Source organism: Pseudomonas sp. Leaf127 (genome assembly GCF_001423155.1).
Taxonomy (GTDB): domain Bacteria; phylum Pseudomonadota; class Gammaproteobacteria; order Pseudomonadales; family Pseudomonadaceae; genus Aquipseudomonas; species Aquipseudomonas ovata.
The window spans coordinates 283,000-296,275 of the sequence record NZ_LMOA01000022.1 but is presented as its reverse complement, the minus strand read 5'-3'; the positions used below and the strand labels follow the sequence as shown (position 1 = coordinate 296,275).

Here is a 13,276-nt window from a genome sequence, read left to right as displayed (position 1 = left end):
TTGTGGCGTTTCACAGAATTCTGTATGCGTTCACCGTCATGAATTTGTGGCGTTTCCGAGATTTTGCGAGCGCTACGCACTCGGTCGCGGGCAGAGCGCGCTCCTACTGCTCCACCCGCTAGTTTTTCAATCCCCGGTGCCCCGCCACTCGATCGGCGTTAAACTGGCGCCATCCCGTAGAGAGTGTTGAACATGTCCTCTTTTGCAGAAATGATTGAAAACATCACCCCCGATGTCTATGAAAGCCTCAAGCTGGCCGTCGAGATCGGCAAATGGTCCGACGGTCGCAAGCTGACCCAGGAGCAGCGCGAGCTGTCGATGCAGGCGCTGATCGCCTGGGAAGTGCGCAACCTGCCCGAAGACCAGCGCACCGGTTACATGGGCCCGCAGGAATGCGCGTCCAAGTCCGCCCCCATCGCCAATATCCTGTTCAAGTCGGATGCCATCCATTGATCGAACTGGGTCGTGGTGCCGTCAACAAGATGTTGGTGCGTCAGGGCGACGCGCCGTTCGTGCAATACGCCTTTCGCCTGGGCGACAGTGAAATCGCGGTCAACCCGCTGATCGGCAAGCCCTTGCGCCTGGAGTTCCTGGGCGCGATCCATTGCAGCCATTGCGGGCGCAAGACCAAGTCCAGCTACAGCCAGGGCTATTGCTACCCGTGCATGACCAAGCTGGCGCAGTGCGACGTGTGCATCATGAGCCCGGAAAAGTGCCATTACCACGAAGGTACCTGCCGTGACCCGGCCTGGGGCGAGCAGTTCTGCATGACCGACCACATCGTCTACCTGGCCAACTCGTCCGGGATCAAGGTCGGCATCACCCGTGCTTCCCAATTGCCCACCCGCTGGCTCGACCAGGGCGCCAGCCAGGCGCTGCCGATTTTGCGCGTGGCCACCCGCCAGCAGTCGGGCTTTGTCGAAGACCTGCTGCGCAGCCAGGTAGCGGACCGCACCAACTGGCGCGCGCTGCTCAAGGGCGACGCCCCGCCGGTGGACCTCAAGGCGATTCGCAACGAGCTGTTCGAGCAGTGTGGTGAGGGGCTTGTTGCGTTGCAGGAACAGTTTGGCCTGCACGCCATCCAATTGCTGCACGACGCCGAACCGCTGGAGTTTCGCTATCCGGTCGAGGCCTATCCGACCAAGATCGTCAGCTTCAACCTGGACAAGAACCCGGTGGCCGAGGGCACGCTGCTGGGCATCAAGGGCCAGTACCTGATCTTCGACACCGGCGTCATCAATATTCGCAAGTACACGGCCTATCAACTGGCCGTGCTTCAGTCATAGGGATTTTCCGCATGCGCACCGAACAACCGCAAGTGATCCATCTCAAGGACTACCAGGCGCCCGAGTACCTCATCGACGAGACGCACCTGACCTTCGAGCTGTTCGACGACCACACCCTGGTGCATGCGCAACTGGTCATGCGCCGCAACCCGGTGCGTGGCGCGGGCCTGCCGCCGCTGGTGCTCGATGGCCAGCACCTGGAACTGCTGGCGCTGCAACTGGACGACACCGAGCTGACCGCCGCCGACTACCAGCTCGACGACAGCCACCTGACCGTGCAGCCCAAGGGCGAGCGCTTCACCCTCGACAGCACGGTGCGCATCCACCCGGAAACCAACACCGCCCTTGAGGGGCTGTACACGTCCGGCGGCATGTTCTGCACCCAGTGCGAGGCCGAAGGCTTTCGCAAGATTACCTATTACCTCGACCGCCCGGACGTGATGAGCAGCTTTACCACCACGGTCAGCGGCGACAAGCAGAAGTACCCGATCCTGTTGTCCAACGGCAACCCGATTGCCAGCGGCCAGGAAGACGACGGCCGCCACTGGGCGACCTGGGAAGACCCGTTCAAGAAGCCGGCCTACCTGTTTGCGCTGGTGGCCGGTGATCTGTGGTGCATCGAAGACACCTTTACCACCCGCAGCGCCCGTGAAGTGACCCTGCGCATCTATGTCGAGCCGGAAAACGTCGACAAGTGCCAGCACGCCATGGACAGCCTGAAGAAATCCATGCGCTGGGACGAAGAGGCCTACGGTCGCGAGTACGACCTGGACATCTTCATGATCGTGGCCGTCAACGACTTCAACATGGGCGCGATGGAGAACAAGGGCCTCAACATCTTCAACTCCAGCGCCGTGCTGGCCCGCGCCGAGACCGCCACCGACGCCGCCCACCAGCGCGTCGAGGCCATCGTCGCCCACGAGTACTTCCATAACTGGTCGGGCAACCGCGTCACCTGCCGCGACTGGTTCCAGCTGTCGCTCAAGGAAGGCTTCACCGTCTACCGCGACTCGGGCTTCTCGGCCGACATGAACTCGGCCACGGTCAAGCGCATCCAGGACGTGGCTTACCTGCGCACCCACCAGTTTGCCGAAGACGCCGGCCCCATGGCCCACGCTGTGCGCCCGGACAGCTTCATCGAGATTTCCAACTTCTACACCCTGACCGTGTACGAGAAGGGCTCCGAAGTGGTCGGCATGATCCACACCCTGCTGGGCGCCGAAGGCTTTCGCCGGGGCAGCGACCTGTACTTCGAGCGCCACGATGGCCAGGCCGTGACCTGCGACGACTTCATCAAGGCCATGGAAGACGCCAACGGTGTCGACCTGACCCAGTTCAAGCGCTGGTACAGCCAGGCCGGAACGCCGCGTCTTGAAGTCAGCGAACACTACGACAGCACGGCGCGCACCTACAGCCTGACCTTCCGCCAGAGCTGCCCGATCACCCCGGACAAGCAGGAAAAGCTGCCGTTCGTGATCCCGGTGGCCCTGGGGCTGCTGGATTCACAAGGTGTTGAGCTCGCCCTGCGCCTGGACGGCGAAGCGGCCGCTTCCGGCACCCGCCGCGTGATCTCGGTCACCGAGGCCGAACAGACCTTTACCTTTGTCGACATCGACGCCAAACCGCTGCCGTCGCTGCTGCGCGGCTTCAGTGCGCCGGTCAAGCTGAGCTTCCCGTACGACCGCGACCAATTGATGTTCCTGATGCAGCACGACAGCGACGGTTTCAACCGCTGGGATGCCGGGCAGCAACTGTCGGTGCAGGTGCTGCAGGACCTGATGAAACAGCACCAGCAAGGCCAGCCGCTGGTCATGGACCCGCGGCTGGTCACGGCACTGGACACGGTGCTGGCCGACGAGCAGCTTGATCAGGCCATGGTCGCCGAAATGCTCTCGCTGCCGGGCGAGGGTTACCTGACCGAGATCAGTCAGGTGGCCGATGTCGAGGCCATCCATGCCGCCCGCGAATTTGCCCGTCGGCAGATCGCCAGCGGCCTGTTCGACAGCCTGTGGGCGCGTTACCAGGCCAACCGCGAAGTCTCGCGCAAGACCGCCTACGTCGCCGAGGCCGAGCACTTTGCCCGTCGCGCCTTGCAGAACATCGCCTTGTCGTACCTGATGCTCAGCGAAAAGCCCGAGGTGCTGGCCGCCGCCATCGACCAGTTCGATAGCAGCGACAACATGACCGAGCGCCTGACGGCCCTGGCCGTGCTGGTCAACTCACCGTTCGAGCAGGAGCGCGACAAGGCCCTGGCGGTGTTCGCCGAGAACTTCAAGGACAACCCGCTGGTCATGGACCAGTGGTTCAGCGTCCAGGCCGGCAGCACCCAGCCGGGTGGCCTGGAGCGGGTCAAGGCCCTGATGCAGCATCCGGCGTTCAACATCAAGAACCCCAACAAGGTGCGTGCCCTGATCGGCGCCTTTGCCGGCCAGAACCTGATCAACTTCCACGCCGCCGATGGCTCCGGCTATCGCTTCCTGGCCGATATCGTCATCGAGCTGAACGGTTTCAACCCGCAGATCGCCTCCCGCCAACTGTCGCCGCTGACCCGCTGGCGCAAATACGACAGCGCCCGCCAGGCCCTGCTCAAGGCCGAGCTGGAGCGGATTCGCAGCTCTGGTGAGCTGTCGTCGGACGTGTATGAAGTGGTGAACAAGAGCCTGGCGGAGTAACCGGGCGTGAAGTAAAACAAGGCGTTATCCGCAACAGCGGGTAGCGCCTTTTTTACAGGGGAAGGTGCAAAACCTGCCGCACGACTGTCCACAGGGGATTACCCGCCGCCAAGGCGCAGTGCTGTCGCGAAGCAAACACGGGAGCGGAGTGTAGGAGCGCGCTCTGCCCGCGACCGGCTGCGTAGCAGTCGTAAATTTGTGGCGTTTCGCAGATATTTCAGTCGTAAATTTTCAGCGTTTAATCGATTTTTGCGAGCGCTGCGCACTCGGTCGCGGGCAAGCGCGCTCCTACAAAGGGTGAATTTAATAGCCAATAAAATCAGTAAGTGACTTTTTTGCCGAGAACGATCCTCGGTCGCGAAAAAGCAGTCTCCCACAGGCCCCGTCATGGCTAAGGCCCTGTATGCCGTTCGCTGATCAAGCGGCTACAGGCTGGGCGCTGGCACGAGTCTGTGCAGTGGCTCACAAAATCCTCACATGTGAGGACTTACGCCTGTCGGGTGCATCTGTTAGCGTGCACTTCTTGTGGTCTGAACGCAGCAAGGGAGGAGTGCCCATGCCTCGCACGACCGGGGGCGAGAATATGGCAGGAACCGGCAGGGCCCTGAAAAGCTCGACCGACTACATGCGCGACATGCGCCAGCGCCTCAAGGAGGCCGGGCTGGTCAAGCGTGAGTTCTGGATCCGGCCGGAAAACACCGATGCGTTGCGGGGCATCGAAAAAGCCCTGCGACAGCCTTTCCTCGGAACACGAATCAAACTGGAGGATTTCATGACCGAGAATGCCAACTGGACCATCGATTCATTGCACAAGGCCCTGGGCGACCTGGACCTGGTGACTGAAGGCCGGATCGAACTGAGCCTGTGCGACACCACCGAGCACGGTATTCGCCTGACCCTGTGCGAATTCGGCGATCTGCCGGTGTACCTGGCCGTGGTCGGCGACCAGATCCTGGCCGACACCACCCTGATCGAAGTCAGCCGCGTCAAGGACACCGCCGCGTTCAACGACGTGGTGTTGCGCAGCCGTGACCTGTTCCCGCTGTCAGCGGTGGGCATCGAGACACTGGCCGATGGCCAGGAAGTCTATTGCCTGTTCGGCGCCCTGAGCGCGGCATCCAGCCTGACCGTGATCGTCCAGGAAATCCTCACCCTGGCGGACAACGTGATTCGCGCGGCCGAAGCCTTCGACGACCACTTCATCGACTGATACGGCCACCGCGCTGTTCTGGAGAAATGCATTCATGAGTACAAGCATCTGGAAAAAACTGGTCACTGCCGTGCGTGGCGGTGCTTCCGAAGTGGGCGAGGCGGTCATCGACGCCAACGCCCTGCGCATCCTCGACCAGGAAATCCGTGACGCCGACAATGCGCTGGTCAAGGCCCGCGAAGGCCTGGTCGGCATCAAGGCCAAGCACAAGCTGTCGGCCCAGCGCCTGGAAGAACACAACAGCAATATCGCCAACTGGGAAAACCGTGCCCTGCAGGCCCTTAACAAGGGTGAGGAAGCCCTGGCCGGCGAATGCGCGGCCAAGATCGCCGACATCGAGGCCCTGCGCGCCCAGGAGCAGGCCCTGGCCGACCAGTTCGGCAAGCAGGCTGGTGTATTGCAGGAGCAGGTGCTCAAGGCCGAGGCGCGGATTCGCGGTCTCAAGCAGCAGGTCGAAATGGCCAAGGCCCGGGAAACCGTGCAGCGCGCCCGTGTCGCCACGGCCAATGCCACCGGCGGCGCCAATGGCTCGGTCGAAACGGCGGTCGGCTCGCTGGCACGCCTCAAGCAGCGCCAGGATGAACAGGACGCCAAGCTGGAGGCGGCCGAAGAACTGGCCAGTCAGGCCAATGGTGGCGATCTGGAGCGTCGCTTGCAGGAGGCCGGCATCGGCGCCCGCAGCAGTGGCGCCGACGACGTGCTGGCGCGGCTGAAAGCCAAGAGCCAGACCCCGCAATAAGTGGCGCTCTCGAGCCGTTTTCGCCTGATCCTCGGCCTGTCACTGCTGATGGCCGGGGTGCAGTTGGTCAACGCCGTAACCAGCTACAGCCTGGTGCAGCACGGTATCCTGCCGCGCACGCTGTGGGGGTTGCAGGGCATTGTCTTTGCACCGTGGCTGCACGGCTCGTTCGCGCACTTGCTCAGTAACCTGCTGCCATTCATGGTGTTGAGCTGGCTGGTGGCGACCGAAGGCGTCAAGCGTTACGCCTGGGTGATGGTGCTGGTCTGCCTGCTGGGCGGGGCGCTGGTCTGGCTGTTCGGGCGCACCAGCCTGCATGTCGGCGCCAGCGGCCTGATCTTCGGCCTGTGGGCCTATTTGCTGGCCAGGGTCTGGTATCAACGCAGTGTTGCCAGTCTGCTGGTGGCGCTGGTGACATTGTTCGCCTACAGCGGTCTGATCGTCGGCTTCGTGCCGGTGCCGGGTGTTTCGTTCGAGTCGCATGCCGCCGGCGCCCTGGCCGGTGTGATTGTTGCCCGGCTGATACACGCCAGGGATGAGCCGCGCTAAAAGAATACCGGTCCCGGATCGGGTCGTTTCTACAGGGCATCCATGATCAAGGAGATGCGCAATGAGTTGGTTCAAACGGATGATGGGCCTGGAAGCGCCGACGTCCACGGGGCGTGCCGGTACCGCCACGACGTCCAGCCCCCTGGGGCTGCGCAGCGGCAGCATGCTGTGCCTGGACACTTCGCTGAAGATCCTGCTGGACGGTCATTCGCAGGTCGACCTGCCGGGTGACGAAAAGGTCTGGGCGGTGGGCGAGATCGATCTGGGCCAGTCCATGACCCTGCGGCGGTTCTACCTGGACAACGAAGACTATTTTCTCCAGATGCTCAGCAACGGGCCACTGCCTGAAGATATCCAGGACATCATTCTGTTCGGCTACTACAGCGCCACGCCGATCAACAGTCGCGACGAGCTGTTGCGCCTGACGGGACCGGCCTCGAAGATCGGCCTGCCGACCTTCGAACATGAAGGCGAGGTCTTCGAGCGCCAGTGGGGCACCGAGACCGGCCAGACCGAACTGACACCGATGGACGAGCACGTGGTCAGCCCCGACAGCGCCTACCGCGTCAAGCACCTGAGCATGCTCTATGCCCGCGAAACCGGGCTGATCGATCGCCGCGAGTTCCTGCTGTTCTCGGTCGAAGAGGACGAGGAGGGTAATATCAGCCTGACGACCGCCGTGGGCGTCACGCTGCAATCCACCGACATCACCGTTCTGTAAGGGCGGTTTCACAAGAGAAGGAAGTCTTCATGCTCGACGCGCTGCGATTGTCGCTCAATGCCCAGGCGGTATTGGGTTTTATCCTCTACATCCTGGTAGCGGCCCTGCTGTTTGCGGTGTTTCAGTTCATCTACAGCCGGATCACACCGCACAAGGAATTCGAGCTGATCCGCGACAACAACAGCGCTGCTGCCCTGGCGCTGGGTGGCTCGCTGATCGGTTTTGCCCTGCCGGCCAGCAATATCATCGCCTACAGCATCAGCATCCTGGACGTCGTGGTCTGGGCACTGATTGCCGCCGTGGTCCAGTTGCTGGCCTTCGGTGCCACCAGCCTGGTGCTCAAGGGGCTGTCGGCACGCATTGCCCGGGGTGAACTGGCTGCGGCCATCTACGCGGCCAGCGTGGCCGTCAGCGTCGGCATGCTCAATGCGGCGTGCATGACGCCTTCGGTCTGATTTCAGGGAGATCACCATGAGACGCAGTTCCGCCAAACTGGTGCTGGTCAGCGCGCTGCCCCTGGCGCTCAGCGCCTGCGGCGATTCGGACGACGAGCCGAATTTCACCGCCAAGACCACGTTCAATTCGGTGCAGCAATGCACCGAGGCCAAAGTGCCGGTGGACGTCTGTTCGGACGCCTACATGGAAGCGCTGGCCGACCACCGCCGCATCGCGCCGGTCTACGATGACAAGGCCTCCTGTGATGCCGACTTCGTGCCGGACTATTGCCAGGTCAACTCCGACGGCAAGTACACGCCGAAACTGGGCGGCTTCGAGCTGTCGTTTGCCGGCAACGTGCCGCAGCAGACCCTGGACCAGGCCAACCAGCAGATCGCCCAGAGCAACAGTGGCGCCACCGGCAACCTGCTGACCGGCCTGCTGATCGGTCATTTGCTCAGCAACGGCTTTGGCGGCAACAGCCGCTACTATGGCCAGCCGGTGTACATGGGCCGCGATGATCGCGGTGGCTACTACAACTCGTCGCTGTACACCCACATCGACCGGGGCAAGACCTTCAGCCGTTCCACTCAGGCGCGCTACAGCTCGGAAAAGACCTACAGCAAGTCCACGCTCGGGCGCAGCCTGGGGGGCGGCTCGTCGGTGTCTTCGACCGTGTCGCGCGGCGGTTTCGGCAGCCAGGCCACCGCCCGCAGCGGCTGGGGTGGCAAAAGCAGTAGCAGCAGCCGTTCCAGCTCCGGCGGCTAGGAGTTGCAGTCATGAAACGGATCAGCCTCGAAGAACGCCCCGACTGGCGTGCCACCGCCGAGCGTGAAGGCTTTGACTTTCACACCATCGACGGCGAGCGCTACTGGGACGAGCGGCATTACTACCTGTTCAACGAACAGCAGATCACCCGCGACCTCGAGGCGCCGACCCAGGCGCTGCACCAGCTGTGCCTGGATGCAGTGGAGCGAGTGGTCGACAGCGAGGCACTGCTCAGGCAACTGGCCATCCCTGAAGCCTTCTTCGACCTGATCCGTCGCTCCTGGAAAGAGGGCCACCACCATCTTTACGCCCGTTTCGACTTTGCCTACGACGGCACGGGGCCGGCGAAGATGTACGAGATCAACGCCGACACGCCCACCAGTCTTATGGAAGCGGCGGCCTTTCAGTTGTTGTGGCTGGACGAGCAGGTCGAGCGTGGCGTCTTGCCGGCCCATGCCAGCCAGTTCAATGCCATTGCCGAAGACCTGATCACCGCCTTCGGGCCGTTCAAGGGTCCGGCACCGTTCTACTTTTCGGCGATGTCCGGCTCGGCCGAGGATCGCGGCACCACCGAATTCATGCGGCGCATGGCTGCCCACGCCGGCATCGAGACCCGGCATATCGACATCGAGGACATCGGGCTCGATGGCCAGGGTCGCTTCGTCGACCTGCAGGGCCGGACCATCGAGCGCCTGTTCAAGCTGCATGCCTGGGAGCACATCTTTCACGAGCCCTTTGGCCGGCATGTGGCGGCCAGCGGCACGTGCTTCGTCGAGCCGGCCTGGAAAGCGATCCTGAGCAACAAGGGCATTCTGCCGCTGCTGTGGCAGTTCAACGAAGGCCATCCCAACCTGCTGCCATCCTTTGTCGACACTCACCCCGGTCGTGCCGTGCCCAAAGGCTGGGTGCGCAAGCCGTTCTTCTCGCGCGAAGGCGCCAATATCGAGATTCGCACCCCGGGCGACGAAGTGATCGCCGAGGACGGGCCTTACACCGACGCGCCCTACATCTTGCAACGCTACGCGCCGTTGCCGCGCTTTGGCGACAGCTACACGCTGGTCGGGTCGTGGGTGATCGGTGACCAGGCTTCAGGCATCGGCATCCGTGAAGACGACAGCCTGATCACCAAGGACAGCAGCCGTTTCTTGCCCCATGCGGTGATCGACTGACCGAGCGGGTGCAGGACTGGCTTCAGCCGGGAAGCAGGCGCCGCCCTTTCCCGGCTGAAGCCGGTCCTACGGGAAGCAGGTGCTGTCTTTTCCCGGCTACACTCGTGGTTGCTCGGGCCTATCTGGCGTGTGGGAGGGGGCTCTGCCCGCGACAGGGCCTGTGAGGTGACCGCAGCAATCGCCGGCAAGCCGCCTCCCACAAGGTCGTGACGGCCTTGAACAGGCCGTGTCGGTATAAGAACAACAACAAGGAGTGGTCCATGAGCAATGTTTTCATGCGGCAGATACGCCGGCTTGCGATCGGCCTGGCACTGGGGCTGGCCGGTAGTGTGGCGCTTGGCGCCACTGACGCCCAGACCGCGTCCATCGAATCGCCCAAGGCTGCCAGTACCTTGTTGATCGATGTCACACAGGCCGGCTCCCGGTTGGTGGCGGTGGGCGATCACGGCCATATCCTGTATTCCGACGACCAGGGCCGGCAGTGGCAGCAGGCCCGGGTGCCGACCCGCCAACTATTGACCGCCGTGTATTTCGTCGACGCCCAGCATGGCTGGGCAGTGGGCCACGATGCGCAGATCCTGGCCAGCCGCGACGGTGGCCAGACCTGGCAGAAACAGTTCGAAGACCTGTCGCGTGAAGCGCCCTTGCTGGACGTCTGGTTCCAGGATGTGAACACCGGCTTTGCCGTGGGCGCCTACGGGGCCTTGCTCACCACACTGGATGGCGGCCAGCACTGGGAGGATGTCAGCGACCGCCTGGACAACGAAGACCAGTACCACCTCAATGCCATTGCGTTCGTGCGCGAGGCCGGGCTGTTCATCGTCGGCGAGGCCGGCGGTCTGTACCGCTCCGCCGATCTGGGCCAGCGCTGGGAGAAGCTGCCCGGCCCTTACCAGGGCTCGCTGTTCGGTGTGATCGGCACGGCCAGCCCACGAACCCTGCTGATCTACGGCCTGCGTGGCAACCTGCTGCGCTCCAGCGACTTTGGCGACACCTGGCAGCGCATCGAATTGAATGCCGGGCGCGGTCGTCTGGAGGCCAGCCTGTCCGGGGCAAGCCTGCTGGCTGATGGTTCGCTGGTGCTGGTCGGCAACAATGGCAGTGTGCTGCGCAGCCATGATGATGGGCAGAGTTTCACCGTGTTCAACCGTCCCGACCGGCTGGCCCTGGCCGCCGTGGCCGGCAATGCCCAGGGCGAGCTGATTCTGGTCGGGCAGGGCGGGGTGCGCTCCGGCTCGGCCACCGGTGCTGTGTCGACTCCATGACAAGAATACGAACAAGGATGGCAGGCATGACCGATCTCCAGCATTCCCGGCAGCACTCCGATGAGCGAGCGACCCTGCTTGAACGCTTGATCTTCAACAATCGCCCCGTGGTGATCATCCTCTGCCTGCTGACCAGCCTGGTGCTGGGCTGGCAGGCCTTGCAGGTCCGGCCCTCGACCAGCTTCGAGAAGATGATCCCGCTGGCGCATCCCTACATCCAGAACATGCTGGCGCATCGCAATGACCTGGCGAACCTGGGCAATACGGTGCGTATCTCGGTCGAGGCGACCCAAGGGGATATCTTTTCGAAGACGTACATGGAGACCCTGCGCGGCATCCATGATGAGGTGTTTTACATTCCCGGCGTCGACCGCGCCGGGCTCAAGTCGCTGTGGAGCCCCAGCGTGCGCTGGACCGAAGTCACCGAAGAGGGCTTTGCCGGCGGCGAAGTGATTCCCAAGACCTATGACGGCACCGAGGCCAGCCTGGACGCGCTGCGCAACAACGTGCTCAAGTCCGGACAGGTCGGGCGCCTGGTGGCCAATGATTTCAAGTCCAGCATCGTCGAGGTGCCGCTGCTTGAGGCCTACCCGGACCCCAACGACCAGGGCACCTTGCTCAGCCTGGACTACCAGCAATTCTCCCATCAGCTTGAAGAAAAGATCCGCGACAAGTACCAGGCGCAAAACCCTGACATCAAGGTGCATATCGTCGGCTTTGCCAAGAAGGTCGGTGACCTGATCGATGGTCTGTTCATGGTCGTGGCGTTCTTTGCCATCGCCTTTGCCATCACCCTGGTACTGCTGATCTGGTTCACCCGCTGCATCCGCAGCACCATTGCGGTGCTCAGCACCACGATGATCGCCGTGCTCTGGCAACTGGGGCTGATGCATGTGGTCGGCTTCGGTATCGACCCGTATTCGATGCTGGTGCCGTTTTTGATCTTTGCCATCGGCATTTCCCACGGCGTGCAGAAGATCAATGGCATCGCCCTGCAGTCAGGCGCTGCCGACAACGCGCTGACCGCCGCACGGCGCACGTTCCGGCAATTGTTCCTGCCGGGCATGATCGCGATCCTGGCCGACGCGGTGGGCTTTATTACCTTGTTGATCATCGACATCGGCGTGATTCGCGAACTCGCCATCGGCGCCTCGATCGGTGTGGCAGTCATCGTGTTCACCAACCTGATTCTGCTGCCGGTGGCGATCTCCTATGTGGGCATCAGCCCGCGGGCGATCAGTCGCAGCAAGCAGGATGCAATCAGCGAGCACCCGTTCTGGCGCCGGCTGTCCGGCTTTGCCAGCCCGGGCGTGGCGCGGGTGTCGGTGGTGCTGGCGTTGCTGGCCTTCGCCGGCGGGCTCTGGTACAGCCAGAACCTGAAGATCGGCGACCTGGACCAGGGCGCGCCGGAGTTGCGCCCGGACTCGCGCTACAACCAGGACAATGCCTTCATCATCCGGCATTACTCGACCAGTTCCGATGTGCTGGTGGTCATGGTCAAGACTCCGCCCGAGGGTTGCTCGGCCTACAACACCCTGGCGGCGATGGGCGAGCTGGCCTGGAAGATGGAAAACACACCCGGCGTGCAGTCGACCGTGTCGCTGGTCAACGTGTCGCGCCAGGTGATCAAGGGCATGAACGAGGGCAGCCTGAAATGGGAGACGCTGTCGCGTAACAAGGACGTGCTCAACAGCTCGATTGCCCGTGCCGAGGGGTTGTACAACACCGATTGCTCGCTGGCGCCGCTGATGATTTTCCTCAACGACCACAAGGCCGAAACCCTGGACCGCGCCGTGCAGGCGGTGCAGGCGTTTGCCGACCAGCATCCCGACCCGCAGCTGGAGTTCCTGCTGGCGGCGGGCAATGCCGGGATCGAGGCGGCCACCAACCAGGTCATCAAGCAATCGGAGTTTCTGATTCTGCTGCTGGTGTACCTGTGCGTGGCCGGCATGTGCCTGCTCACCTTCCGCTCCTGGGCGGCGACCTTGTGCATTGTGCTGCCGCTGGTGTTGACCTCGGTGCTGGGCAATGCGCTGATGGCGCTGCTGGGCATCGGTGTCAAGGTCGCGACCTTGCCGGTGATCGCCCTGGGGGTCGGGATCGGGGTCGACTACGGCATCTATATCTACAGCCGCCTGGAAAGCTTTTTGCGTGCCGGGCTGCCGTTGCAGGAAGCCTATTACCAGACCCTCAAGTCCACCGGCAAGGCGGTGCTGTTTACCGGGTTGTGCCTGGCGATCGGCGTGTGCACCTGGATATTCTCGGCCATCAAGTTCCAGGCCGACATGGGCCTGATGCTGACCTTCATGTTGCTGTGGAACATGTTCGGGGCGCTGTGGCTGCTGCCGGCGCTGGCGCACTTTCTGCTCAAGCCGCAGAAGATGGCCGGCAAGGTGGGGCATTCGCTGTTTTCCCATTGAGCCTGGCACAGCGCTTTGCCCTATCATGGCGGCCTTTATCCG

At 62.8% G+C, this 13,276-nt stretch carries 12 protein-coding genes; all 12 read left to right on the top strand.

Annotated elements, in window-relative coordinates; translation table 11 throughout:
- Positions 1–192 precede the first annotated feature (192 nt).
- The 12 genes from ASF84_RS19200 to ASF84_RS19145 all read left to right on the top strand — a co-directional run bounded on the left by ASF84_RS19200 (position 193) and on the right by ASF84_RS19145 (position 13,234).
- Positions 193–453 carry a YeaC family protein gene (locus tag ASF84_RS19200; protein ID WP_056840430.1) on the top strand — a complete coding sequence of 87 codons (261 nt, stop codon included), beginning with the start codon at positions 193–195 and terminating at the stop codon, positions 451–453.
- The gene (locus tag ASF84_RS19195; RefSeq protein WP_056840429.1) at positions 450–1,286 is read left to right on the top strand and encodes a DUF2797 domain-containing protein; all 837 of its coding nucleotides are present in this window, start codon (positions 450–452) and stop codon (positions 1,284–1,286) included. Before ASF84_RS19200 ends, ASF84_RS19195 begins: the two co-directional genes overlap by 4 nt.
- A gap of 11 nt (positions 1,287–1,297) precedes the next feature.
- Entirely contained in the window at positions 1,298–3,958 is a 2,661-nt protein-coding gene (gene pepN / locus ASF84_RS19190) for an aminopeptidase N (protein ID WP_056840428.1), read from the top strand.
- A 556-nt stretch (positions 3,959–4,514) separates the two neighbouring features.
- A complete protein-coding gene (locus ASF84_RS19185) occupies positions 4,515–5,168 on the top strand; it encodes a YjfI family protein (RefSeq protein ID WP_056840427.1) in 654 nt (217 codons plus the stop codon).
- A 34-nt stretch (positions 5,169–5,202) separates the two neighbouring features.
- On the top strand, positions 5,203–5,907 hold the full coding sequence (locus ASF84_RS19180) for a PspA/IM30 family protein (RefSeq protein WP_056840426.1): 705 nt from the start codon (positions 5,203–5,205) through the stop codon (positions 5,905–5,907).
- A 48-nt stretch (positions 5,908–5,955) separates the two neighbouring features.
- The gene (locus ASF84_RS19175) at positions 5,956–6,456 is read left to right on the top strand and encodes a rhomboid family intramembrane serine protease (RefSeq protein ID WP_056840810.1); all 501 of its coding nucleotides are present in this window, start codon (positions 5,956–5,958) and stop codon (positions 6,454–6,456) included.
- Between the two features lie 61 nt (positions 6,457–6,517).
- On the top strand, positions 6,518–7,177 hold the full coding sequence (locus ASF84_RS19170) for a YjfK family protein (protein WP_056840425.1): 660 nt from the start codon (positions 6,518–6,520) through the stop codon (positions 7,175–7,177).
- Between the two features lie 29 nt (positions 7,178–7,206).
- Positions 7,207–7,632 (top strand): DUF350 domain-containing protein, encoded by a 426-nt coding sequence (locus ASF84_RS19165; RefSeq protein WP_056840424.1) that lies wholly within the window; start codon positions 7,207–7,209, stop codon positions 7,630–7,632.
- Between the two features lie 16 nt (positions 7,633–7,648).
- Complete coding sequence (locus ASF84_RS19160; protein ID WP_056840423.1) at positions 7,649–8,380, top strand: DUF1190 domain-containing protein; 732 nt, start codon at positions 7,649–7,651, stop codon at positions 8,378–8,380.
- 11 nt (positions 8,381–8,391) lie between these two features.
- The gene (locus ASF84_RS19155) at positions 8,392–9,549 is read left to right on the top strand and encodes a glutathionylspermidine synthase family protein (RefSeq protein ID WP_056840422.1); all 1,158 of its coding nucleotides are present in this window, start codon (positions 8,392–8,394) and stop codon (positions 9,547–9,549) included.
- Positions 9,550–9,809: 260 nt separating this feature from the next.
- Positions 9,810–10,814 carry a WD40/YVTN/BNR-like repeat-containing protein gene (locus ASF84_RS19150; protein WP_056840421.1) on the top strand — a complete coding sequence of 335 codons (1,005 nt, stop codon included), beginning with the start codon at positions 9,810–9,812 and terminating at the stop codon, positions 10,812–10,814.
- A gap of 26 nt (positions 10,815–10,840) precedes the next feature.
- Entirely contained in the window at positions 10,841–13,234 is a 2,394-nt protein-coding gene (locus tag ASF84_RS19145) for an efflux RND transporter permease subunit (RefSeq protein ID WP_056840420.1), read from the top strand.
- The last annotated feature ends 42 nt before the right edge of the window (positions 13,235–13,276 follow it).